General features: G+C 66.9%; 27 protein-coding genes. 17 read left to right on the top strand and 10 right to left on the bottom strand.

Going from position 1 to position 23,000, the window contains the following annotated elements:
* Positions 1–51: 51 nt before the first annotated feature.
* The 6 genes from AVTE2539_RS14195 to AVTE2539_RS14170 all read left to right on the top strand — a co-directional run bounded on the left by AVTE2539_RS14195 (position 52) and on the right by AVTE2539_RS14170 (position 4,954).
* Positions 52–1,272 (top strand): MFS transporter, encoded by a 1,221-nt coding sequence (locus tag AVTE2539_RS14195; RefSeq protein ID WP_284411470.1) that lies wholly within the window; start codon positions 52–54, stop codon positions 1,270–1,272.
* Between the two features lie 12 nt (positions 1,273–1,284).
* A complete protein-coding gene (locus AVTE2539_RS14190; RefSeq protein WP_284406117.1) occupies positions 1,285–1,455 on the top strand; it encodes a hypothetical protein in 171 nt (56 codons plus the stop codon).
* A gap of 66 nt (positions 1,456–1,521) precedes the next feature.
* Positions 1,522–2,079 carry a class I SAM-dependent methyltransferase gene (locus tag AVTE2539_RS14185; RefSeq protein ID WP_284411468.1) on the top strand — a complete coding sequence of 186 codons (558 nt, stop codon included), beginning with the start codon at positions 1,522–1,524 and terminating at the stop codon, positions 2,077–2,079.
* A 35-nt stretch (positions 2,080–2,114) separates the two neighbouring features.
* Positions 2,115–3,008: a 4-hydroxy-tetrahydrodipicolinate synthase gene (dapA, locus tag AVTE2539_RS14180; protein WP_272568071.1), complete on the top strand. Its 894-nt coding sequence runs from the start codon at positions 2,115–2,117 to the stop codon at positions 3,006–3,008.
* A 60-nt stretch (positions 3,009–3,068) separates the two neighbouring features.
* Positions 3,069–4,157, top strand: coding sequence for an NlpB/DapX family lipoprotein (bamC, locus tag AVTE2539_RS14175; protein ID WP_284411466.1), 1,089 nt, complete (start codon positions 3,069–3,071; stop codon positions 4,155–4,157).
* Between the two features lie 17 nt (positions 4,158–4,174).
* Positions 4,175–4,954: an MBL fold metallo-hydrolase gene (locus AVTE2539_RS14170; protein ID WP_284406033.1), complete on the top strand. Its 780-nt coding sequence runs from the start codon at positions 4,175–4,177 to the stop codon at positions 4,952–4,954.
* 173 nt (positions 4,955–5,127) lie between these two features.
* Here AVTE2539_RS14170 and AVTE2539_RS14165 read toward each other — a convergent pair whose 3' ends face one another.
* The 3 genes from AVTE2539_RS14165 to AVTE2539_RS14155 form a co-directional block, all read right to left on the bottom strand.
* A complete protein-coding gene (locus AVTE2539_RS14165) occupies positions 5,128–5,409 on the bottom strand; it encodes a hypothetical protein (RefSeq protein ID WP_284395434.1) in 282 nt (93 codons plus the stop codon).
* A 205-nt stretch (positions 5,410–5,614) separates the two neighbouring features.
* Positions 5,615–6,136 carry a hypothetical protein gene (locus AVTE2539_RS14160; RefSeq protein WP_284411464.1) on the bottom strand — a complete coding sequence of 174 codons (522 nt, stop codon included), beginning with the start codon at positions 6,134–6,136 and terminating at the stop codon, positions 5,615–5,617.
* Between the two features lie 46 nt (positions 6,137–6,182).
* Positions 6,183–7,316: a cupin domain-containing protein gene (locus tag AVTE2539_RS14155; protein WP_284411462.1), complete on the bottom strand. Its 1,134-nt coding sequence runs from the start codon at positions 7,314–7,316 to the stop codon at positions 6,183–6,185.
* Positions 7,317–7,368: 52 nt separating this feature from the next.
* Between AVTE2539_RS14155 and AVTE2539_RS14150 the strand changes: the two genes are divergently transcribed.
* Entirely contained in the window at positions 7,369–7,893 is a 525-nt protein-coding gene (locus AVTE2539_RS14150; RefSeq protein ID WP_284411460.1) for an FKBP-type peptidyl-prolyl cis-trans isomerase, read from the top strand.
* A 95-nt stretch (positions 7,894–7,988) separates the two neighbouring features.
* Here the strand turns inward: AVTE2539_RS14150 and AVTE2539_RS14145 are convergent, their stop codons facing one another.
* The 4 genes from AVTE2539_RS14145 to coaBC all read right to left on the bottom strand — a co-directional run bounded on the left by AVTE2539_RS14145 (position 7,989) and on the right by coaBC (position 10,882).
* Positions 7,989–8,498, bottom strand: coding sequence for an outer membrane lipoprotein (locus AVTE2539_RS14145; protein WP_272551741.1), 510 nt, complete (start codon positions 8,496–8,498; stop codon positions 7,989–7,991).
* Positions 8,499–8,676: 178 nt separating this feature from the next.
* A complete protein-coding gene (gene dut / locus AVTE2539_RS14140; protein ID WP_272568060.1) occupies positions 8,677–9,123 on the bottom strand; it encodes a dUTP diphosphatase in 447 nt (148 codons plus the stop codon).
* Positions 9,124–9,132: 9 nt separating this feature from the next.
* Positions 9,133–9,639 (bottom strand): hypothetical protein, encoded by a 507-nt coding sequence (locus tag AVTE2539_RS14135; RefSeq protein WP_284411458.1) that lies wholly within the window; start codon positions 9,637–9,639, stop codon positions 9,133–9,135.
* A 22-nt stretch (positions 9,640–9,661) separates the two neighbouring features.
* The gene (gene coaBC / locus AVTE2539_RS14130; RefSeq protein ID WP_284411456.1) at positions 9,662–10,882 is read right to left on the bottom strand and encodes a bifunctional phosphopantothenoylcysteine decarboxylase/phosphopantothenate--cysteine ligase CoaBC; all 1,221 of its coding nucleotides are present in this window, start codon (positions 10,880–10,882) and stop codon (positions 9,662–9,664) included.
* Between the two features lie 101 nt (positions 10,883–10,983).
* On the opposite strand from coaBC, the gene pyrG reads away from it, so the two are divergent.
* From pyrG to AVTE2539_RS14095, 7 genes are all read left to right on the top strand, one after another.
* On the top strand, positions 10,984–12,654 hold the full coding sequence (pyrG, locus tag AVTE2539_RS14125; RefSeq protein ID WP_272568057.1) for a CTP synthase: 1,671 nt from the start codon (positions 10,984–10,986) through the stop codon (positions 12,652–12,654).
* A 45-nt stretch (positions 12,655–12,699) separates the two neighbouring features.
* Positions 12,700–13,557 (top strand): 3-deoxy-8-phosphooctulonate synthase, encoded by an 858-nt coding sequence (kdsA, locus tag AVTE2539_RS14120; RefSeq protein ID WP_272568056.1) that lies wholly within the window; start codon positions 12,700–12,702, stop codon positions 13,555–13,557.
* 3 nt (positions 13,558–13,560) lie between these two features.
* Positions 13,561–13,851 carry a DUF1330 domain-containing protein gene (locus AVTE2539_RS14115; protein ID WP_272568055.1) on the top strand — a complete coding sequence of 97 codons (291 nt, stop codon included), beginning with the start codon at positions 13,561–13,563 and terminating at the stop codon, positions 13,849–13,851.
* A 55-nt stretch (positions 13,852–13,906) separates the two neighbouring features.
* On the top strand, positions 13,907–14,395 hold the full coding sequence (locus AVTE2539_RS14110) for a hypothetical protein (protein ID WP_284411455.1): 489 nt from the start codon (positions 13,907–13,909) through the stop codon (positions 14,393–14,395).
* Between the two features lie 113 nt (positions 14,396–14,508).
* Positions 14,509–15,795, top strand: coding sequence for a phosphopyruvate hydratase (gene eno / locus AVTE2539_RS14105; RefSeq protein WP_272568051.1), 1,287 nt, complete (start codon positions 14,509–14,511; stop codon positions 15,793–15,795).
* Positions 15,796–15,891: 96 nt separating this feature from the next.
* Positions 15,892–16,170, top strand: coding sequence for a septum formation initiator family protein (locus AVTE2539_RS14100; RefSeq protein ID WP_272551727.1), 279 nt, complete (start codon positions 15,892–15,894; stop codon positions 16,168–16,170).
* Positions 16,171–16,218: 48 nt separating this feature from the next.
* A complete protein-coding gene (locus AVTE2539_RS14095; RefSeq protein WP_284411453.1) occupies positions 16,219–16,785 on the top strand; it encodes a hypothetical protein in 567 nt (188 codons plus the stop codon).
* Positions 16,786–16,815: 30 nt separating this feature from the next.
* Here the strand turns inward: AVTE2539_RS14095 and hslO are convergent, their stop codons facing one another.
* Both hslO and AVTE2539_RS14085 read right to left on the bottom strand, forming a co-directional pair.
* On the bottom strand, positions 16,816–17,805 hold the full coding sequence (gene hslO, locus AVTE2539_RS14090) for an Hsp33 family molecular chaperone HslO (RefSeq protein ID WP_272568048.1): 990 nt from the start codon (positions 17,803–17,805) through the stop codon (positions 16,816–16,818).
* A gap of 28 nt (positions 17,806–17,833) precedes the next feature.
* On the bottom strand, positions 17,834–18,358 hold the full coding sequence (locus tag AVTE2539_RS14085) for a gamma carbonic anhydrase family protein (RefSeq protein WP_272568047.1): 525 nt from the start codon (positions 18,356–18,358) through the stop codon (positions 17,834–17,836).
* Between the two features lie 48 nt (positions 18,359–18,406).
* On the opposite strand from AVTE2539_RS14085, the gene AVTE2539_RS14080 reads away from it, so the two are divergent.
* The 3 genes from AVTE2539_RS14080 (at position 18,407) to AVTE2539_RS14070 (ending at position 21,942) form a co-directional block, all read left to right on the top strand.
* Positions 18,407–19,210: a ferritin-like domain-containing protein gene (locus AVTE2539_RS14080; protein WP_284411450.1), complete on the top strand. Its 804-nt coding sequence runs from the start codon at positions 18,407–18,409 to the stop codon at positions 19,208–19,210.
* Positions 19,211–19,315: 105 nt separating this feature from the next.
* Positions 19,316–20,581, top strand: coding sequence for an EAL and HDOD domain-containing protein (locus AVTE2539_RS14075; protein WP_284395461.1), 1,266 nt, complete (start codon positions 19,316–19,318; stop codon positions 20,579–20,581).
* Positions 20,582–20,658: 77 nt separating this feature from the next.
* On the top strand, positions 20,659–21,942 hold the full coding sequence (locus tag AVTE2539_RS14070) for an EAL and HDOD domain-containing protein (protein ID WP_284395463.1): 1,284 nt from the start codon (positions 20,659–20,661) through the stop codon (positions 21,940–21,942).
* A 51-nt stretch (positions 21,943–21,993) separates the two neighbouring features.
* Here the strand turns inward: AVTE2539_RS14070 and AVTE2539_RS14065 are convergent, their stop codons facing one another.
* The gene (locus AVTE2539_RS14065; RefSeq protein ID WP_284411448.1) at positions 21,994–22,953 is read right to left on the bottom strand and encodes an AraC family transcriptional regulator; all 960 of its coding nucleotides are present in this window, start codon (positions 22,951–22,953) and stop codon (positions 21,994–21,996) included.
* Positions 22,954–23,000: the final 47 nt, after the last annotated feature.

Below are 23,000 nucleotides of genomic sequence, written 5' to 3'. Positions count from 1 at the left end.
TGGGTCGCGAAGGCGTGCACGCGGATGCGCCGCTTTGGCTACATTTGCCGGATGCCTCAAGACCCCCAGAAATTGTCCATGGCCCAGGTATTGGTGTGTGGCGCCGCCATCGTCACGCTGTCCATGGGCATCCGCCACGGCTTCGGGCTGTGGCTGCAGCCCATCACCCAGGACATGGGCTGGACCCGCCAGTCGTTCGCGCTGGCCATCGCGGTGCAGAACCTCGCCTGGGGCTGCTTCGGCATCTTCGCGGGCATGGCGGCCGACCGGTTCGGCGCCTTCCGCGTGCTGATCGGCGGGGCCGTGCTGTACGGCCTGGGCCTGGTCGGCATGGCCCTGTCGCCCACGCCGGCGCTCTTCGCCCTGACCGCGGGCGTGCTGATCGGCGCGGCGCAGGCCGGCACCACCTATGCGGTCATCTACGGCGTGCTGGGCCGGCAGATCGCCCCGGAGAGGCGTTCCTGGGCCATGGGCGTGGCAGCGGCGGCCGGCTCGTTCGGGCAGTTCCTGATGGTGCCGGTGGAGGGCCAGCTCATCGTGCGCCTGGGCTGGCAGGAGGCGCTGCTGGTGCTCTCGGCCATGGTGCTGCTGATCGTGCCGCTGGCCTTCGGCCTGCGCGAGCCGGGCTTTCGAAGCCGCACCACCACCGCGCGCTCGCAGACGGTGGGCCAGGCGATGGGCGAGGCGCTGCGCTACCCGAGCTTCCTGATGCTGACGGCGGGCTACTTCGTCTGCGGCTTCCAGGTGGTGTTCATCGGCGTGCACATGCCCAGCTACCTCAAGGACCACGGCATGTCGCCGCAGGTGGCCAGCTACGCGCTGGCGCTGATCGGTCTGTTCAACGTGTTCGGCACGTACATCGCCGGCACGCTGGGCCAGCGCAATCCCAAGCGCTACATCCTCGCCTTCATCTACTTCGCCCGGGCCGTGGCGATCAGCGTGTTCCTGCTGGTGCCGCTGTCGCCCCTGTCGGTGTACGTGTTCTCGGCGGTGATGGGCGTGCTGTGGCTGTCCACCATCCCGCCCACCAACGCCACGGTGGCGCAGATCTTCGGCGTGCAGCACCTGTCCATGCTGGGCGGGTTCGTGTTCTTCAGCCACCAGATCGGCAGCTTCCTGGGCGTCTGGCTGGGAGGCTATCTGTACGACACCACCGGCAGCTACGACCTGGTCTGGTACCTGGCCATCGGCCTGGGCGTGCTGGCCGGGCTGGTGAACCTGCCGGTCAAGGAAAGCCCGATCCACCGGGCGCCGCAACCGGCCTCGGCCTGAAAGGCGCTGACCATGCCATCGACCTCGCACCCGTCGCATCGCCCGCTGCCGGGCCCTGCCCGCGTCCGCCGGGCGTGGGCCTGGGGCGCTGCCGGCGCGGTGCTGCTGGCCGCCGTGTTCCTCCTGTATGCGGAGCCGGACTTCGTGGTGATGATGGCCGACCAGCTGTGGGCCTGCTTCTGAAAATGGTGCCCAACCGCCCTCATGCCATGGATTTCATTGCCATGGTAGCTATTATTTTCATAGCAAATGCCGGCACCGCAGGGTCTTGAACCGCCTTCGGAGTGGATCCAGCGCTGGGCCCACCTCGTGCCGCCCGGCGCCAGCGTGCTGGACGTGGCCTGCGGCAGCGGCCGGCACCTGCGCTGGCTCCACGGGCGCGGGCATCCCGTGACCGGCGTGGACCGCGACCCCGACGCGCTGACCCCTTTGCGGGGGCTGGGCGAAATCCTCTGCGCGGACATCGAAGCCGGGCCCTGGCCGTTGGCGGGTCGCACCTTCGGCGCCGTGGTCGTCACCCGGTACCTGTGGCGGCCGCTCCTGCCCACGCTGGTGGCCAGCGTCGCGCCCGGCGGCGTGCTGCTGTACGAAACCTTCGCTGCGGGCAACGAAACCGTCGGCCGCCCGGCCCGGCCGGACTTTCTCTTGCGGCCCGGGGAACTGCTGCAGGCCTGCGCGGGTCTGTGCACGGTGGCCTATGAAGATGGCTTCCTCGATGCACCGGAGCGATTCGTCCAGCGCATCGCCGCGGTCCGGCTGCAAGAGGGGGCCGCACCGGCACGCCACCGGCTCGCACCGCCGCTCTAGTTAGAATGCTCCTTTACCCGTTTTCCACCGCGGACATGACCCCTCCCAGCTCTCTCACCGGCAGCATCGTCGCCCTCGTCACCCCCATGCACGAGGACGGCAGCGTGGACTACCCCACCCTGCGCCAACTGATCGACTGGCACGTCGCCGAAGGCACCGACTGCATCGGCGTGGTGGGCACCACCGGCGAATCGCCCACGGTGAACGTCGAAGAACACTGCGAAATCATCCGCGTGGCCGTCGAGCAGGCCGCCAAGCGCGTGCCCATCATGGCCGGCTGCGGCGCCAACTCCACGGCCGAGGCCATCGAGCTGGCCCGCTTCGCCAAGAAGGTCGGCGCCGACTCGCAGCTGCAGGTCGTGCCCTACTACAACAAGCCCACGCAAGAGGGCCAGTACCAGCACTTCAAGGCGATCGCCGAAGCGGTGGGCGACCTGCCCATCGTGCTGTACAACGTGCCCGGTCGCTCCGTGGCCGATATGCTGCACGACACCGTGCTGCGCCTGGCACAGGTGCCCGGCATCATCGGCATCAAGGAAGCCACCGGCAACATCGAACGCGCGCAGTGGCTGATCCGCGACGTGCCCAAGGGCTTCGCCGTGTATTCCGGCGACGATCCGACGGCCGTGGCGCTCATGCTGTGCGGCGGCCAGGGCAACATCAGCGTGACCGCCAACGTGGCGCCGCGCCTCATGCACGAACTGTGCGTGGCCGCGCTGGCCGGCGATGTGCGCCGCGCCATGGAAATCCAGTTCCAGCTCATGCCCACCCACAAGCAGCTGTTCGTCGAAGCCAACCCGATTCCGGTGAAGTGGGCGATGCACCGCCTGGGCCGGTGCGGCGGCGCGATGCGCCTGCCCATGACCCCGCTGAGCCAAGGCAACGAAGCCGTGGTGGAAGCCGCCCTTCGCGCCAGCGGCCTGCTGTAATCCATCAGGCCCGCCGCCTTGCCTGCCCCGCTCTCCCCAGACACCAAAGAGGATTTCCGCGTGAACGCTATCAACCGCCTGGGCCTGCTGGGCCTTGCCATGGCCCTGTCCGCCTGCTCCGTCCTGGAGAACGACAAGATCGACTACAAGAGCGCCACCAAGGGCGCGACGCTTGAGGTGCCACCGGACCTGAACCAGATCTCGCGCGACTCGCGCTACGCCGTGCCGGGTGGCGTGGTGTCGGCAGCCGCCTTCGAGGCCGGCCAGTCGCAAAAGCCCGTGGGCGCCGTGAACGCGGCCACGCGCAACATCGGCGACGTGCGCATCGAACGCGACGGCAACCAGCGCTGGCTGGTCGTGAGCCGCCCCGCTGACGTCCTGTGGGACCCGGTGCGCGACTTCTGGACCGAGAACGGCTTCGTGCTGGTGCAGGACCAGGCCAACCTCGGCATCATGGAAACCGACTGGGCCGAAAACCGCGCCAAGCTGCCGCAGGACATCATCCGCTCCACCATCGGCAAGGTGTTCGACTCGGTCTACTCCACCGGCGAGCGCGACAAGTTCCGCACCCGCCTGGAGCGCGGCCCCAATGGCAGCACCGAAATCTTCATCAGCCACCGCGGCATGGTCGAGGTCTACACCTCCGCCCAGAAGGAAAGCACCGTCTGGCAGCCCCGCCCGGTCGATCCGGAGCTGGAAACCGAATTCCTGCGCCGCCTGATGGTCAAGCTGGGCGTGAGCCAGGAGCAGTCCCGCGCCATCGCGGCCGCGCCCGCACAGCAGGTGCCCACGGCCCGCATGGCACGCCAGGGCAATGTGCCCGTGGTGGAACTGGACGAGAACTTCGACCGTGCATGGCGCCGCGTGGGCCTGGCGCTTGACCGCACCGGCTTCACGGTGGAAGACCGCGACCGTGCCCAGGGCATCTATTTCGTGCGCTACGTCGAGCCCACCGAGAAGAAGGACCCCGGCTTCTTCGGCAAGCTGCTGGGCCGCTCGTCGGATGCCGCAGCACCGGTCAAGTACCGCGTCGTGGTGCGCAGCGTCGAGAACAAGAGCACGGTGTCCGTCCTGAACGCCGCCGGTGCGCCCGAGACGTCGGCCAATGCCGAGCGCATCGTGCGCGTGCTGACGGACGACCTGAAGTAATCCAGGCCCGGGACTGCGTGCTGCGTTTCAAGAACCTGGGCAGCGGCAGTTCTGGCAACGCCACGGTGGTGGAGGGGCGCTGCGGCACGCAGGTGCGGCGGCTGCTCATCGACTGCGGGCTGGGGCCACGGCAACTGGCATCGCGCCTCGCCGCCGCCGGGCTGTCGATCGATGACCTCGACGCCCTGTTCATCACCCACGAGCATTCGGACCACGTGGGCTGCATGGAGAAACTGGTGCTCAGGCACCGCATTCCGGTCTGGATGAGCCACGGCACCTACACGGCCATCGGCGCGCCGGGCCTGGATGGGCTGCTGAACATCGCGCAGGACGGCGTGCCCATCGATCTGGGCGCGTTCGAGGCCCTGCCCTTCACCGTGCCCCACGACGCCCGCGAGCCGCTGCAGCTGCGCTGCAGCGACGGCGCGACGCACATCGGCCTGCTGACCGACCTGGGCCATGCCACCGACCATGTGCTGGCCCACCTCCAGGGCTGCCATGCGTTGCTGCTGGAATCCAACCACGACCCCGATCTGCTCGCCGTCTCCAGCTACCCGGCGTTCCTGAAGCGCCGCATCAGCGGCCTCTACGGCCACCTGGCCAACACCGTGGCCGCCGACATCCTTCGGGCCATGCAGCACACGGGGCTGAGCCGCGTGGTGGCGGCCCACCTCAGCGCGCAGAACAACCGCCCCGAACTGGCCCAGGCCGCGCTGGCCTCGGCCTTGGGGTGGGACACCTCGCGCGTGGACGTGGCCAGCCCGGTCACCGGCTCCGACTGGATCGCCTGCGGCTGATCTTTCGGCAGGCCGCGTCCCTTGTAGCGCCTTGAGGTCCGCAAGGCATCTCGCATCTCGTACCCCTGCGAAACCACACCAACGACTCGCCCAATAAAAAAGCCCCGACCTGGTGGTACGGGGCTTTTTGCCAGACTCCGGCACGGTGTGCCGAAGCCGGTTGGAGCGATCGCTTACTTGGCGGTGGAAGCGCCGGCAGCGGCTGCAGCAGCAGCGTCGGCAGCGGCCTTGGCAGCGTCGCCTGCTGGAGCGGAAGCAGCGTCGGACGCGGGAGCGGTCATGGCAGGGGCTGCGTCGGAAGCAGCAGGCGTCACCACGGGAGCGGGAGCTGGTGCTGGTGCGGGTGCTTCCACAGGAGCGGGAGCCGGTGCGGGCGCAGCGGCTTCTTCCTTCTTGCCGCAAGCGGCGAGAGCGACGGAGGCGACCAGAGCAGCCAGAACGAGAGAGTTCTTCATTTCAGTTTTTCCTATTGGACAGACGGATATTGGAATTGCCGCCATTGGCGCCCTCTTGCAGCGTGCTCTTTGGCGGTGCTTGGCGCTCAGGGGCGCCTTTTTTTACTTCAACCGCAAATTATAGGGAGATTCCGTCAATACAGACTAACACCGACGGGACGTTTTGTTTCTCTTCGGTAAATCGCCAAAATGAGCAGCGCATTATTCACAGCCCCAGCGTGGTCGCCGGAAACCCCGGCGAACTCTTGCGCAGCAGCCATTCGTTGAAGGCCTCGCGCGCCAGCAGGCGTCGCTCGGGCTCGCGGCCGGCCACCCCAGCACAGCGCTCGGGGTCCAGCCGTTGCAGCACCCAGGCATCGGACCAGAGCACGCTGGGCAGTTCCAGGCGGTCCGCCGTGGGTGCGCGGCGGCATTCGATCACATGGTCCCACACGCCGCGCCACTGTACGAAGCGCGCATGGCGCCGCACCATTTCGTCGTACGTTCCGGCCAGCACCGTGAGGCGGCGCCCGCGGCGCGCCCAAGACTGCAGCGAATCGATCACCTCGCGCTCGCCAAGCGGCCAGTCGTGAAAGTCGAAGTCGCTCAGCACGATCTCGTTCCAGCCCTCCCGGGCCGCGCAGGCCAGCCCGTCGCGCACCCACTGGCGAAAGTCCTCCCGTCCATTGAAACGCCCGGCGGGCAGTGCAGCGGCCGACTCGGAAGGGCGGGGGAATGCATCGGACATCGGTGGCTCCTCGGGGTGACTGCGCCTTTGCGCGTTCAACGTTTCATCAATCGGGCGGCGACCAGGCGTGCGCCCAACCCGTTTCGCACCAGGACGACAGCAGCTCCAGCGCATCGTCGCTGGCGCGCGCGAGATCGCGGGGGCGCAGCACGCGCTCATCGGCCAGCCGGCGCATGAGGGTGGCATCGCGGCCTGCCGCCAGGTAGCTGTCGCCGTTGATGAACACATGGCGCGCGTCATACACCATGCGGGTGCGGCGGTCCAGTTGAACGCCCTCCAGCAGGCCCCCCACCGCCCCGGGCTCGAACCACACGTTGGGCTTGGGCTCGGTCAGGCTCTCGCCCAGGGCGCGCTCCAGTGCCAGCGGCTCGGACAGGGCCCGCTCCAGCGCCTGGCGGGCAAAGGCCTGCAGCGCCGGGGGAATCTCGCCAGTCTGCGCCACCGCGGCCTGCGACGGATCACGGTACAGCTGGGGTGGCGCATCGTCATCGGCGGCATCGTCGGCCAGGCGCGACAGCAGCTCCTGCGCGATCCCGTTGCGTGCGGGGGAGCGGAACCCGATGGAGTAGGTCATGCATTCGCCTTCGGCGATGCCATCGTGCGCATAGCGCGGGGGCAGGTAGAGCATGTCCCCGGGCTCGAGCACGAACTCCTGCTCGGGCTCGAACTGCGCCAGCACCTTGAGCGGGATGCCCTCGCGCAGCGTGAGGTCCTTCTGCCGGCCGATGCGCCAGCGCCGACGCCCCTGGGCCTGGAGCAGGAAGACGTCGTAGCTGTCGAAATGCGGCCCGACGCCGCCGCCATCGGAGGCATAGCTGATCATCAGGTCGTCGAGCCGCGCGCGCGGCACGAAGCAAAACTGCTCCATCAGCGCATGCACCGCGTCGTCATGCAGATCGACGCCCTGCACCAGCAGCGTCCACTCGCGCGTGGTGAGCGGGGGCAGAGAACGGCGCGCGAAAGGGCCGTGGCGCAGCTTCCAAGCGCCGGCCTTGTGCTGCACGAGGCGCGATTCGACGCTCTCTTGCGCGGCGAGCGCGAACAATTCGGCACGTTGCACCGGCGGGTCGAACGCGGCGATGGCCTGGCGAACCAGCAAGGGCTTTTTCTGCCAGTGGCGGCGCATGAACTGCGCCGGCGTGAGCCCGCCCAGCAGCGCCAGAGGTTGTTGAACATCCATGGGGAATTGATGCCGCGTGCGCGGACGAGGGTCGAACTGCGACAATTCTCCTATGGAAATCAACCAACAATGTGTGGTCGCTTTGACCTGGATCCTGAAAGACACCCTGGGCGAGGAGCTGGACGTGCTCGATGAGCCGGTGGAGTTTCTCGTCGGCGGCGACGATCTGCTCGCGCGCATCGAAGAGGCCCTGCAAGGCCATGCCGCGGGCACGTCGCTGTCGCTGCACCTGGAGCCCGAGGAAGCCTTCGGCGACTACCAGGACCAGCTGCTGTTCCTCGAACCGCGCAACCTCTTTCCCGCCGACCTGGAAGAAGGCATGACGGTCGAAGGCAGCGCGCTGCCGCAGGGCACCAACCCAGAGGCCCCGCGCGACGTGCTGTACACCGTGGCCCAGATCTACCCGGAGCACATCGTGCTCGACGGCAACCACCCGCTGGCCGGCATCGCGCTGCGCCTGCACCTCACCGTGCAAAGCGTGCGCGAGGCCACCGAGGAAGAGATCGGCCGCGGCTCGGCCGGCACCGGCTTCTTCCGCATCCAACCGCCCGCGGCGGACGCACCCACCCTTCACTGACCGATTCATCGACCCATGCAAAACGGGCCCCTCGGGGCCCGTTTTGCATGGGGTGCCTGCCACGCATGCGAGGCAGGCGACGAGACCATGGGAGGTCAGATGCGCGAGATCTGGCCGCCATACAGGCGCACGCGGTCGCCGGTGCGCAGGTCGCCTGGCGTGGTCACGTCATAGACGCGCTGGCCGCCCTGATCCAGCTGGATCGTCAGGCGGTAGCCCTCGGCCTGGCCGTCGTTGTTGTTGCCGGTGCGGCCTTCGATCTGGTTACCCACCACACCGCCGCCCACGGCACCCAGCACGGTGGCTGCGGCACGGCCGCTGCCCTTGCCCACCTGGTTGCCCAGCACGCCGCCGGCCACCGCGCCCAGCACGGCACCCGCGCCACTGGTGCCGCGGTTGCGCGCGTGCAGGGTTTCGATGTTGGAGACCACGCCGAACTCGGTGCCGTTCTGGTTCTGGTTCTGCGCAGCGGGGTAGGAGGAATAGCCTGGCTGGGGCTGGGCGGGGTAGTTGTTGGAATAGCGCGGTTGCTGAGCGCAGGCCGAGAGCAGGGTCACCAGGGCGACGGAACCTGCCAGGGTGGCGGAGCGGATGAAACGGGACATGAGAGTTCTCCTTCAGAGCGATGCGCAGGCCTTCAAAGCCTTTGACGTGAAGCGGATTGCACCATGCAGCCCACCCCGGAGCCCGACGGGCAATCGCGGCCCGGCAGGCAAGACAGATACCGGCAGCCATGTCGGCGCCGGCCTACAAACGACCGAAATGGAGGGCCTGTCAGACCGATCAGGCCTGGCCCGTCGAGCCGTAGCCGCCTTCGCCGCGCTGCGTGGCGGGAAAGTCGCTGACCACGTTGAACTGCGCCTGCACCACCGGCACGATGACCAGTTGGGCCAGCCGCTCCATGGGCTCCAGGGTGAACGCCGTGTCGCTGCGGTTCCAGGCGCTGACCATGAGCTGGCCCTGGTAGTCGCTGTCGATCAGCCCCACCAGATTGCCCAGCACGATGCCATGCTTGTGCCCCAGGCCCGAACGCGGAAGGATCAGGGCGGCATACCCGGGGTCTTTCAGATAGATGGCGATCCCGGTGGGCACCAGTTGCCAAGCGTTGGGCTGCAGCGTGAGCGGCTCGTCCAGGCAGGCGCGCAGGTCGAGGCCGGCGCTGCCCGGCGTGGCGTAGGAAGGCAGCTGCGCTGCCATGCGGGGGTCGAGAATCTTGACGTCGATCTTCACAGGTTCAATTCACTTCTTGGGAAAACGGGAATTCGGGGGCTGGCGCGCCGCGTGGCGCAGCGCCTCCAGCACGGTTTGCAGCGCTGCGGCACGGTCGGTGCCGGGCGATGATGGCGGGCCGCCGGACAGCAGGCGCCCGGCCGCGCCCAGGCCCCACCACAGCAGGCAGAGCGATACGACGCCGAACAGCGAACCCCAGGCGAAAGCCAGCCATGCCACCGCTTTGGCCAGCACCAGCAGGAGCAGCACCGCCCGTGCCAGGCGCAACAGCCGGAGCCCTTGGGCGCCCGGCATCGCCAGAGAGGCCGGACGCGTCACCGCATCGCGGACGGGCGCCTTCACGGCTGCGCCTTTCGCTGCCGTACCGACGACAGTCGGGCGGGCACCGTAGTGGCCAGGCTCCTCACCGGGCGCCAGCGAATGGGCCGGATGCTGCATGCGGCTGAGCCGCTCGACGTAGCTCGCGAAATCGCCGTCGGGCGGCGTGTCCCATTCGGGGCGCAAGGGATGCTGCACGGGGGGTGTCTCGGACGGGATGTCAGGCGGCGCCGGCAATGCGCCGGGCGATCTCGGCCACCAACTGGCGGGCCAGCTCGCGCTTGGAGGCGCGCGGCAGCTCGCGGTGCCCCTGGGCATCGATCAGCAACAGCGCGTTGTCGTCCTGCCCGAAGGTGGCCGGGCCGATGTTGCCCACCAGCAGCGGTACGCCCTTGCGCTCGCGCTTGGCGCTGGCGTGGCGCAGCAGGTCCTCGCTCTCCGCCGCAAAGCCGACGCAGAACAGTTGCCCCGCGCGCGCGCGCTCGGATTTCGCCACCTGGGCCAGGATGTCCGTGTTCTCCACGAACGCCAGCGCAGGCACCTCGCCGGAACCGTCCTTCTTGATCTTGTGGCGGGCCGCTTGAGCGGGGCGCCAGTCGGCCACGGCAGCAGTTGCTATAAAAATAGTAGCATTCGAGGCATATTCCACTACGGCATCGAGCATGTTTTGTGCCGATTGCACGTCCACGCGGCGCACGCCGCGCGGTGTGGGCAGGTGCACCGGCCCCGCCACCAGCGTGACTTGCGCGCCAGCCTCGCGCGCGGCGCGGGCGATGGAAAAGCCCATCTTGCCGCTGGAGCGGTTGGTGATGCCGCGCACCGGGTCGATGGCCTCGAACGTGGGGCCCGCCGTCACCAGCACGTGCTGGCCGGCCAGTACCTTGGGCGCGAAGAACGCCGTCAGTTCCTCCAGCAGTTCGGCCGGCTCCAGCATGCGGCCGTCACCAGTCTCGCCGCAGGCCTGGTCGCCGTTGCCCACGGCCAGCACCACGGCGCCGTCGCGCGCGACCTGCGCCAGGTTGCGCTGCGTGGCCGGGTGCGCCCACATCTCGCGGTTCATGGCGGGGGCGAGCAGCAGCGGCACGCGGTCGATGGGCCGCGCCAGGCAGGTCAGGCTCAGCAGTTCGTCGGACCGCCCCTGCGCCAGACGCGCGATGAAGTCCGCGCTGCACGGCGCAATGACGATCGCGTCGGCCTCGCGGCCCAGGTTGATGTGCGGCATGTTGTTGGGCTCGCGCGCGTCCCACTGCGAGTGGTACACCGTGCGCCCGGTCAGCGCCTGCATCGTGACGGGGGTCATGAACTGCGCAGCCGCCTCGGTCATCACGACCTGCACGGAGGCCCCGGCCTTGATCAGCAGTCGGGCGAATTCGGCCGATTTGTAGCAGGCGATGCCGCCGGAGAGTCCCAGGAGAATGTGTTTGCCGGCGAGCTCGTTCATGGCGCGCAATTTAGCAGACGGGGCGCGGGGTCGGCGCGGGCACCGGCCGGGCGGCCGATGGCCGCCCTCTATAATCCCGATTTCCCACCACCAAAAAAGACATGACCAAATTTGTCTTCGTCACCGGCGGTGTGGTGTCTTCCCTGGGCAAGGGAATCGCCTCAGCCTCCCTTGCCGCGATCCTCGAATCGCGGGGCCTCAAAGTCACCCTCATCAAGCTCGACCCGTACATCAACGTGGACCCGGGCACCATGTCCCCGTTCCAGCACGGCGAGGTCTTCGTCACCGACGACGGCGCCGAAACCGACCTCGATCTCGGCCACTATGAGCGTTTCATCGAAACGCGCATGAAAAAGACCAACAACTTCACCACGGGCCGCATCTACCAGAGCGTGCTGGAGAAGGAACGGCGCGGCGACTACCTCGGCAAGACCGTGCAGGTCATTCCGCACGTCACCAACGAAATCCAGGAATACATCAAGCGCGGCGCCGGCGTGGGCACGGGCGACGCGGTGGACGTGGCCATCGTCGAGATCGGCGGCACGGTGGGCGACATCGAGTCCCTGCCCTTCCTCGAAGCGGTGCGTCAGCTGAGCCTCAAGCTCGGCCCCAACAACGCCGCCTTCGTGCACCTGACCTACCTGCCGTGGATCGCCGCCGCGGGCGAACTCAAGACCAAGCCGACCCAGCACACCGTGCAGGAGCTGCGCAAGATCGGCATCCAGCCCGACGCGCTGCTGTGCCGCGCCGACCGCCGCATTCCCGAGGAAGAGCGCGGCAAGATCTCGCTGTTCACCAACGTGCCCGAATGGGGCGTGATCAGCATGTGGGACGTGGACACCATCTACAAGGTGCCGCGCATGCTGCACGAGCAGGGCCTGGACGGCCTGATCTGCGACAAGCTGCGCCTGAACACGCCGCCCACCACCCTCAAGCGCTGGGACCAGCTCGTCTACGAAACCGAGCATCCGCAAGGCGAGGTCACCATCGCCATGGTGGGCAAGTACGTGGACCTGTCCGACAGCTACAAGTCGGTGAACGAGGCGCTGCGCCATGCCGGCATGAAGAACCATGTGCGCGTGAAGATCGAGCACATCGATTCCGAGACCATCGGCGCGGCCGACGCGGCCGAGAAGCTCGCCAAGTACGACGCCATCCTGGTGCCCGGCGGATTCGGTGCGCGCGGCGTGGAAGGCAAGATCAGCACGGCCCGCTATGCCCGCGAGCACCAGGTGCCCTACCTGGGCATCTGCCTGGGCATGCAGGTCGCCACCATCGAATACGCGCGCCACGTGGCCGGCCTCAAGGATGCCAACAGCACCGAGTTCGAGCCTGCCACGCCCCACCCCGTGATCGCCCTGATCACCGAGTGGAAGGACGCCGACGGCACGATCAAGACGCGCAACGAGAACTCCGACCTGGGCGGCACCATGCGCCTGGGCGCGCAGAGTTCGGACGTGGCGTCCGGCACGCTGGCGCACGAGATCTACGGCAACATCGTCACCGAGCGGCACCGCCACCGCTACGAAGCCAACGTGAACTACCTCGACCAGCTGCGCAAGGCGGGCCTGGTGATCTCGGCGCTCACGCAGCGCGAGCAGCTCACCGAGATCGTCGAGTTGCCCAAGAGCGTGCACCCCTGGTACATCGGTGTGCAGTTCCACCCCGAATTCAAATCGACGCCGTGGAACGGCCACCCGCTCTTCAACGCCTTCATCAAGGCGGCCGTGGAGCGCCAAAAGAGCCAGCAGCCAGCCCTCGCGGCGGCCTGAAAGCCTTCTTCCGAAGCAACGACGAGAAAAGAAAGAACCCCTGCCATGAAACTCTGCGGCTTCGACGTCGGCCTGGAACACCGCTTCTTCCTCATCGCGGGCCCCTGCGTGATCGAGTCCGAGCAACTGCAGATGGACGTGGCCGGCCAGCTGAAGGAGACAGCGGCGGCACTGGGTATTCCGTTCATCTTCAAGAGCAGTTTCGACAAGGCCAACCGCTCTTCGGGCACCAGCTTTCGCGGCCCCGGCCGCGAGAAGGGCCTGGAGATCCTGGCCAAGATCCGGCGCGACCTGGACGTGCCCGTGCTGACCGACGTACACACCGAGGACGACATCACCGAGGCCGCCAAGGTGGTCGATGTGCTGCAGACGCCCGCCTTCCTGTGCCGCCAGACCGACTTCATCCGCGCGGTGGCGCAGTCGGGCAAGCCGGTGAACATCAAGAAGGGCCAGTTCCTCGCGCCGCACGACATGAAGAACGTGATCGACAAGGCCCGCGCCGCCGCGCTGGAAGCCGGCCTGCCCGAGGACAGCTTCATGGCCTGCGAGCGGGGTGCGAGCTTCGGCTACAACAACCTCGTGTCCGACATGCGCGGCTTGGCCATCATGCGCGAGACCGGGGCGCCGGTCGTGTTCGACGCCACCCACTCGGTGCAGTTGCCGGGCGGCCAGGGCACCAGCAGCGGCGGCCAGCGTGAGATGGTCCCGGTGCTGGCCCGCGCCGCCGTCGCGGTGGGCGTGGCGGGCCTCTTCATGGAAACGCACCCCGACCCGGCCAAGGCCCTGTCGGACGGCCCCAACGCCGTGCCGCTCAAGCACATGAAGGCGCTGCTGGAAACGCTGGTGGCGCTGGACACCATCACCAAGCGCAACGGATTCCTCGAAAACAACTTTGGAGCCTGAGCCATGAGCAGTGGTTACGTCATCGCATCCGTCACCGTCACCAACCCGACGCAGTACGAGGAGTACAAGAAGTGGAGCACCCACGCCATGCAGGTGCATGGCGCCGAGGTCTGCATCCGCGGCGGCAAGGTCGAGGTGCTCGAAGGCGATTGGAACCCCGGCCGCACCGTGCTGCTGAAGTTCCCAAGCTTCGAGGCGGCCCGCGCGTTCTACGACACGCCCGAGTACCAGAAGGCCAAGGCGGCCCGCGAAGGCGCGGCCGTCATGCGCATGGTGTGCGTGGAAGGCGTGTGAGCCGAGCACCTTCATTTTGCTGATTGATCAAATCTGCTGCACTCGCAACCAGCCGATGGCTTACTTTCCAGTGGTCGTGCTGTCTTCGGTGGTGATGGGGTTGTTGCTTACTCCAATGATCTATATCGCCATCGGTGCGCTCAGCGGTTTCGCAATGGGATTTGCGTTCCTCTCCTTGCCAGCGCTGCTTGCCTGCACGCTGATTCTCTCGTACCGATTTCTTGCGCGGCCTGGGGTGCGTGAGTCTTCAAGAGCAAGGCTCTCAGCAGTCGAGTCCATTGCCTGGCTTTTGGTGGGCTCTTTCTTGTTCGTCATTTCAGATTTCACCCTGCTGACTCCCTCAGAGCGCTTCGGCCTGTTTTGCACGTTGCTGTTGATTGCATCCTTTTTGGCTGCGCCCTGGATGGCACTGCGCCCCTGCGCGCTGGTGGTCCGCATCGCGCAATGGCCTAAATCACTGGTTTTGGCATGCTCATTGAGCGCAACCGTGCTTTTGATCATGGGTTCCGCGATCTACCTGTACAAACCCGACCCATTTTTGTAGACCCACACCCTTTGCTGCATGGGTGAGTGCGGAGGATGGTAGCGATCGTCGTTGCCGTTGCCAGAGCACTACCTGGGGCCAATCGATAATTCTTTAAAACTGGAGAACCTTGAATGAGTGCCATCGTTGATATCGTAGGTCGCGAAGTGCTGGACAGTCGCGGCAACCCCACCGTCGAATGCGACGTGCTGCTGGAATCGGGCGTGATGGGCCGCGCGGCCGTGCCTTCGGGCGCGTCCACCGGCAGCCGCGAGGCCATCGAGCTGCGTGACGGCGACAAGGGCCGCTACCTGGGCAAGGGCGTGCTCAAGGCCGTGGAGCACATCAACACCGAGATTTCCGAGGCCGTGCTGGGCCTGGACGCCTCCGAGCAGGCCTTTCTGGACAAGACCCTGATCGACCTGGACGGCACCGACAACAAGAGCCGCCTGGGCGCGAACGCCATGCTGGCGGTCTCCATGGCCGTGGCCCGCGCCGCCGCCGAAGAGTCCGGCCTGCCCCTGTACCGCTACCTGGGCGGCATGGGCGGCATCCAGTTGCCCGTGCCGATGATGAACGTGATCAACGGCGGCGCGCATGCCAACAACAGTCTGGATCTGCAGGAATTCATGATCGTCCCCGTGGGTGCGCCGAGCTTCCGCGAAGCCGTGCGCTGGGGCGCCGAGGTGTTCCATGCCCTCAAGAAGATCATCAACGACCGCGGCATGAGCACCGCCGTGGGCGACGAGGGCGGTTTCGCCCCCAGCGTCGAGAACCACGAAGCCGCGATCCAGCTCATCCTGCAGGCCATCGACGCCGCCGGCTACACCGCCGGCGAACAGATCGCCCTGGCCCTGGACTGCGCGGCCAGCGAGTTCTACAAGGACGGCCACTACGTGCTGGAAGGCGAAGGCGGCATCCGCCTGACGGCCCAGCAATGGACCGACATGCTCGCCGCGTGGGTGGACAAGTACCCCATCATCTCCATCGAAGACGGCATGGCCGAAGGCGACTGGGACGGCTGGAAGCACCTGACCGAACGCCTGGGCGAGAAGGTGCAGCTGGTGGGTGACGACCTGTTCGTCACCAACACCAAGATCCTGAAGGAAGGCATCGACAAGCGCATCGCCAACTCGATCCTCATCAAGATCAACCAGATCGGCACGCTGACCGAAACCTTCGCCGCCATCGAGATGGCCAAGCGCGCCGGCTACACGGCCGTGATCTCGCACCGTTCGGGCGAGACCGAGGACAGCACCATCGCCGACATCGCCGTGGGCACCAACGCGGGCCAGATCAAGACGGGCTCGCTGTCGCGCTCGGACCGCATCGCCAAGTACAACCAGCTGCTGCGCATCGAGGAAGACCTGGGCGACATCGCCCACTACCCCGGCCGCGCTGCGTTCTACAACCTGCGCTGACCTGAACCCACCGCCGTGGCACGGCCCTCCCTCCTTCTGTGAGGGCCGTGCCACGGGCGGTGACCGATCCCTTTCCTGCCGCCTGATCTGACCGCCATGAGTCCCCGCATCGTTCCGCTGGTGCTGCTCCTCCTCCTCGTGGGGGTGCAGGCGCAGCTGTGGTCCGGCCGTGGCAGCGTCCACCACGTGCAGGAAATGAAGGAAAAGATCGCCGCGCAAAAGCAGGCCAATGCCGAGGCGCGCCAGGCCAACGAACGCCTCACCTCCGAAGTGCACGACCTGCGCGAAGGCCTGGACATGGTCGAGGAAAAGGCGCGCAACGAACTGGGCATGGTCAAGCCCAACGAGATCTACGTGCAGGTGACCCACCGCTGAGCGGACAGCTCCCTGCAGCGTTCATTCCCACTGCCACCCCCGAGTCCCTTGGCCGCCGATCCGGTCCGCATCGCCCTGCTGGGCGCCCCCGGCACCGGGCTGGAGGCTTTGGCGCGCGCAGTGGCACGGCACCTGCAGCCGGGGCATGCCTTGGTCGATCCCTGCCCGGCGCTGCATGCAGCCGTGTCGCGTTGCCTGGAGGCACCGGTGGGCCCCTTGCAAGATGCGGCGCAGCAGGCACTGGCAGCGCTGGCGGCGACCCATGCGGCGACGTGCCGTGCAACGCTGCTCGTCGGGCTGGATGGAGGAGCCCCTTCGAAAGCTCCGGACCAGGCAATGCAGCCCTCCGGGCAGGAGCGGTTCGATGCCTGCCTGCGCGGGGCGCTTTCCGAGGCCGGCGTGGCTTATCGCGTGCTGTACGGCAGCGAGAACGAGCGGCTGCGGGCCACCCTGGATGCTATTAAAAAAATAGTACCCAAGGCATATGATCCGCCGGCACCCACAGTTTTTGATCAAGAAGCGCCGGCACGGCCTGCCCGCCTTCGCGCATGGTCGTGCGAGAAGTGCAGCGACCCCGAGTGCGAGCACAAGCTGTTCACGGCGCTGCGCGGCTGATGCGGGGCCGGCGGGCCTTGCCGCCGGCGGTTACTGAACGCTGGACGGCCCCGGCAATTGCTTGCCGGGCTCGGTGAAGATCTGCGCCGCATCCACCGCGTCGTAGCGGTACTGCTGGCCGCAGAACTCGCAGGCCACCTCGATGTCGCCGCGCTCGGCGAGGATGCTCTCGGCCTCTTCCACCCCCAGGCTGCGCAGCATGTTGCTGACGCGCTCGCGGCTGCAGGTGCAGGCGAACCGCGGGCCGTCCACGCCCTGCTGAGGCACGAAGCGCAGCAGTTTTTCTTCCCAGAACAGGCGGCGCAGGATGGTGTCCACGTCCAGGCCCAGCAGTTCGTCGCGCGTCAGGCTGGCCGCCAGGGTGGCGATGCGGTTGTAGTCCTCGTTGTGGCCGATCTGGTCCTCGTTCTCGCGGTGGGTCAGCTCGCCGGCCAGGTTGCCCTCGCCCTTGATCGGCATGCGCTGGATGAGCAGGCCGGCGGCCACTTGGTCGTCGGCGGCCAGCACCAGCGTGGTGTCCAGCTGTTCGGACTGCAGCATGTAGTGCTGCAGCACGTCGCTGAGCTTTTCGATCTTCTCGTGGTGGTCGCCATGCAGCGGCACCACGCCCTGGTAGGGCTGCCGGCCCGGCAAGCGGTCCTTCGGATCGAGCGTGATGGCGCAGCGCCCGCCGCCGCCCACGTTCACCATGTCGCTCAGGCGAGCGCCGTCCGGCACTTCGCCGTTCACCGAGGCCGTGGCGCGCAGGCTGAGGTCCGACTGCACCTCGGCCACCGCCAGCTTGACGGGGCCGTCGCCGAAGACCTGCAGCACCAGCGCCCCGTTGAACTTGATGTTGGACTGCATCAGCACGCCGGCCGCGGCCATCTCGCCCAATAGCTCGCGCACGGGCGGCGGGTAGGCGCCGGAGGTGGTGTTGCCGGCGCGCCGCGCGAGGATCTCGGTCCAGGCGTCGGTGAGGCGCACGATCATGCCGCGCACGGGCAGGCCATCGAAAAGAAACTTGTGGAGTTCAGACACCCTGGTTTTCCTGAAATGTTGGCGCCGCTCAAGCCAGCTTGCGCAACCCGGCGCGAAAGCGCTGGGCGTTGTCGATGTAGGTCTGCGCATTCCGGCGCAGGCCCTCGATCTGCTCGGGCGAGAGCTGGCGCACCGCCTTCGCGGGACTGCCGATGATCATGGAGCCATCGGGAAACTCCTTGCCCTCCGTCACCAGCGCGCCGGCGCCGACGAGGCAATGCCTGCCGATCTTCGCACCGTTGAGCACCACCGCGCCGATGCCGATGAGCGACTCGTCGCCCACCGTGCAGCCATGCAGCATGACCTTGTGGCCGATCGTCACGCGCTCGCCCAGCACCAGCGGCTGGCCGGGGTCGGAGTGCAGCACGCTGCCATCCTGCACATTGGTGCCGGCGCCGATGGTGATCGGCTCGTTGTCGCCGCGCAGCACGGCCCCGAACCAGATGCTGGACGACTCGCCCAGCACGACGTGGCCGATGACTTCGGCACTGTCCGCCACCCACGCCGACGGCGCGGTGCGGGGAGAAATGCCATCGAGTTCGTAAAGCGCCATCCAGGTCTCCTTTTTTTGTCAGCAGGGCCGAATCCTAGAATTGTAGGGATGGACCTTCGCCAACGTGCCCTCGAGGCCCTGTGCCTGACAGACCCCCAGGCCAAAGCCGCCGCCACCCTGGACCTGCACGCGCGTGCGGCCGACCATGGCGTGGCCGCGACCGGCCCGCAAGGCCCCGCCGACCCCGCTACCCTGCCCGGCCGCCCCGAGCGGCCCGCCCTGCTGCGCCACACCGAGGTGGCGCGCCGCTCGCCCGCCACGCACGAGGGCCGCGCAGTGCTGATGCACGCCATCGCGCACATCGAATTCAACGCCATCAACCTCGCACTCGACGCGGTCTGGCGCTTCGACGGCATGCCGCCGGCCTTCTACCTCGACTGGCTGCGGGTGGCGGCCGAAGAGGCCAAGCACTTCGGATTGCTGCGCGAGCACCTGCGAAGCATGGGGCACGACTACGGCGATTTTCCCGCCCACCAGGGCCTGTGGACCATGTGCGAGAAGACGGCGGGTGACATCGTCGCGCGCATGGCCCTGGTGCCGCGCACGCTCGAAGCCCGCGGCCTGGACGCCACCCCGCTCATCCAGCGCAAGCTGCGGCAGGTGGGCACCGCCGACGCGCTGGCGGCCGTGGACATCCTGGACATCATCCTGCGCGAGGAGGTCGGGCATGTGGCGATTGGTAACCATTGGTATCGCTTCCTGTGCGATCGGGAAGGGCTGGACCCGCTGGCGCACTACGCCCTGCTGGTCCGGCGCTACGAGGCGCCACGCCTGAAACCGCCCTTCAACGCCGATGCGCGCCGTGCGGCGGGGTTCAGCGACGCCGAAATGGAGTGGCTGCAGCATGGCTGACCCGGCCGCGTGGGCAGCCGTTCTTTCCTACAATGCGCCCAAGCCCCGCAGCCCCTTTGCCGAAGGGACGCGGCCCCTCCACCGATCGCTTTCAGTTCGCCATCCATGCCCCACACGCCTGTCGCCGGCAATTCTCCGTCCATTGCCCCCGAGAGCAGCCCTGCCGGCGCCATGATCGCCCGCCAGGCGATCATGAACGGGCAGCAGGCCGTGGTGGGCTATGAACTCTTCAACCGCTCGCGCTCCGGCCATGGCCACACGGCCGCGACGGACGTGTTCCTGGTGTTCACCGCGCTGTCGCACGCCGGTAGCGAGGAGCTGGTGGGCAAGAAGCTCATCTTCGTCAACTGCACGCACGAGAGCCTGTCCGGCGGCCACCTGGAGCTGGTCGATCCCGACAAGGTCGTGCTGGAGATTCCCCCCCTGGGCCACGCGGCCGCCGAAGAGGTGAGCACGCGGCTGCCGATCCTGTCGGGCCTGCGCGAACGGGGCTTCCACCTGGCCTTCAACCACACGGTGCTGGAATCGGCCTATGCGCCGTGGCTGCCGCTGGCCGACTACATCAAGCTCGACCTGTCCGTGCTGGCGCCCGACCAGCTGGCCGTGCTCATCAAATACGCCGGGCGGCACTCCAAGGCCGAGTTGATCGCCGAGAAGGTGGAGACAGCCAAGCAGTACGACATGGCCTCCAGCAAGGGCGTGCAGCTGTTCCAGGGGTATTGGTTCTCCCGCCCCTCGCTGGTGGAGGCCAAGCTGCTCACCCCGGCGCAAAGCAGCATCATCCAGCTCATCAACCTCGTGCGCCAGCAGGCCAGCACGGACGAGATCGAGGAAGTGCTGAAGAAGGACGCGGGCCTGGCCTTCAACCTGATGCGGCTCATCAATTCGTCGGGCTTCGGACTCTCCCGCGAGATCACCTCGTTCCGGCAGGCCGTGATGCTCATGGGGCTCAAGAAGCTGTTCCGCTGGGCTGCGCTGCTGCTCACCGCCTCGCGCGCGGGCGGCATCTCCGCCGCCGTCGGCCACACGGCCGTGGTGCGCGGGCGGCTGATGGAACTGCTGGCCCTGGAGACCATGTCGCAGGAAGACGCCGACCAGGCCTTCGTGGTGGGCATCTTCTCGATGCTCGACCGCATGCTGAGCATGCCGATGGAATCCGCCGTGGGGCTGCTGCACGTGCCCGGCACCGTGTCGGAGGCCCTGCTGCACCGCACCGGCACGCTGGGCGAACTGCTGCGGCTGGCCGAAGCCTGCGAATCCAGCGACGACGCTGCCTTCGACCAGGCCGCCAGTTCGCTGCAGCTGTCCAGCCAGCAGATCAACATGGCCCATTTGCAGGCCCTGGCCTGGGCAGACCAGTTGACGGAATGAGCCCCAGAGTGGGCGACAGCGTGCGGCTCTGGTGGTAAGGTCACCGAATTCATCCCACTCACTGACGCAGACCCTCCATGTCGAGCAACTCAGACAACGTACCGGCTTTCGAGAACACCGCCCCGCAAGGGGAAGACGAGGACTCGAGCAACCTGGCGATCATTGCGCGCCAGGCGATCGTGGATGAGCAGCGCGCCGTTTTCGGCTACGAGCTGTTCGACCGTTCCACCGCCTCCGATGCCCACACCGCGGCCAGCGATGCCGCCCTGCTCTTCAATGCCCTGTCGTATGCGGGCACCGAGGCCCTCGTGGGCAAGAAGACGGTGTTCATCAACTGCACGCACGAAAGCCTGGCCGGCGGCCACCTCGAACTGATCCACCCAGAGAAGGTGGTGCTGGAAGTGCCGCCCTTGGCCGACGGCGCCACGGCCGAAGAGATCGAAGGGCGCGTGTCCACGCTCGAAGGCCTGCGTACGCGGGGCTTTCGCCTCGCCTTCAACCAGAACGTGCTGCGCCGCACCTATGCCAGCTGGCTGCCGCTGGCGGCCTTCGTCAAGCTGGACATGCAGGCGTTCCGGGCCGAACTGGCCGAGCCCCTGGTGAAGTTCGCGCGCGCCAATTCCAAGGCCACGCTGGTGGCCGAAAAGGTGGAGACCGCCGAGCAGCACGAGCGCATGTCCGCCCTGGGCGTGAAGCTGTTCCAGGGCTACTGGTTCGCCCAGCCCGCGCTGGTGAAGGCCCAGACCATCCGGCCTTCCCAGGCGACGATCATCCAGCTCATCAACCTGGTGCGAAAGCAGGCCAGCACGGCGGAGATCGAGGAACTGCTCAAGAAGGACCCCACGCTGTCCTTCAACCTGCTGCGGTTCATCAACTCGTCGGGCTTCGGGCTGTCGTGCGAGGTCACCTCGTTCCGGCACGCCGTCATGATCCTGGGGCTCAAGAAGCTGTTCCGCTGGGCGGCGCTGCTCATGACCACCTCGCGTGCCGGCGGCTCTCCGCCCGCCGTGGGCCAGACCGCCGTGGTGCGCGGCCGCCTCATGGAGCTGCTCGCCGCCGAACTGCTGCCGCCTGAGGAATGCGACAACGCCTTCGTGGTCGGCGTGTTCTCGCTGCTGGACACCATGCTGGGCGTTCCGCTGGAAAAAGCGCTCGACTCCGTCGCCCTGCCCCAGCCCGTGATCGATGCGCTGCTGCACAACACCGGCGTGTTCGCGCCGTTCCTCGAACTCACCAAGGCGTGCGAAAGCGGCGACGAGGTAGCGTTCGCTCGCTCGGCCGATGCGCTGCACCTGTCCAACCGGCAGGTGAACTGGGCCCACTTGCAGGCGCTGACCTGGGCGGAAAGCCTGGGCGAGTGAGCGGCAAGCCCCCCCGGTCGGTCCAGGCCGGGCCGGGGCTGGTTCCACACTCTAACCAGCGTGTAACAGTGGGCTTTCACCCCGTTGCCTGCGCCGAAACTCCGCAGGAGAACAGCGCACTTCGCGTTTGAAGAATTTGGTGAAGTTGGTCGCCTCGTCAAAGCCCAGCCTGTTGGCAATGGCGCCAATGGGCAAGTCCGTGTGCACCAGCAGCCGCTTGGCTTCGAGATTGATCCGTGCCGCGATCCACCCTTTGGCGGTCATGCCTGTAGCGGCGGCCAAAGACCGACCCAGACTCTTTTCTGTATAGCCGAGGTGACTGGCGTAATCGGCCACCTGATGCCAATTCGCAAAGCGTTCTTCAACCAGCGCCTGAAACCGTTGGAAGCGCTGTGACGCGGCGGAAACCGGCGGCTCATCCAACGGCCGCTGCCTTCCTTTCAGAAGGCTCAATCGTGCCAGCAGGGCGTGAAGTTGATGGCGCAGCAGAGCGTGCACGTGATCGAGGGAAGCCTCGAGGTGCGCGTCCTCGTACATCTGCTGAATCGAGCGACTCACAGTTCTCAACTGATCCTGGTCCAGAAGCAGCTTTTCCGGCAACCCGACCCGATCCGACACGAGCGCGGGGTCGCCCGATGCAGCCGATACGGGCATCGCAAACTCCGAGCGAAACAGGACGATCCAACCCTCCCAGTCTTCATCGCTCCCGAGGTTATGGGCCTGCCCTGGTCGAAGAGTCAGAAACGTTCCTTGTTCGCAGGCAAACGGCTGGAAATCCACCCATTGAACGCACTCTCCTTGCGTGATGCACACCAGCATGAAAAAGTCGTAGCGATGGGTCGTTTGTACTTTTTCCTTGCCGCCGCGGCGCCATAGATCACCCGCCGGATAGACCTCCAGATCGAGCCGGTAGGGCGCCGTGGGGTCGTACTTCAGCCGCGGGATACCCGCATTGACCATTCCTTTCGGAACACTCGCCACCTTCGGCATCACTTGTCTGGCCTTTTGCATGAATGTCCAAAAAATACCATTTATTGTCCCAATATCATCGGGCAATA

This window comes from Acidovorax sp. SUPP2539 (genome assembly GCF_030158975.1).
GTDB lineage: Bacteria > Pseudomonadota > Gammaproteobacteria > Burkholderiales > Burkholderiaceae_C > Paracidovorax.
This window is presented reverse-complemented; position numbering and strand designations above follow the sequence as displayed.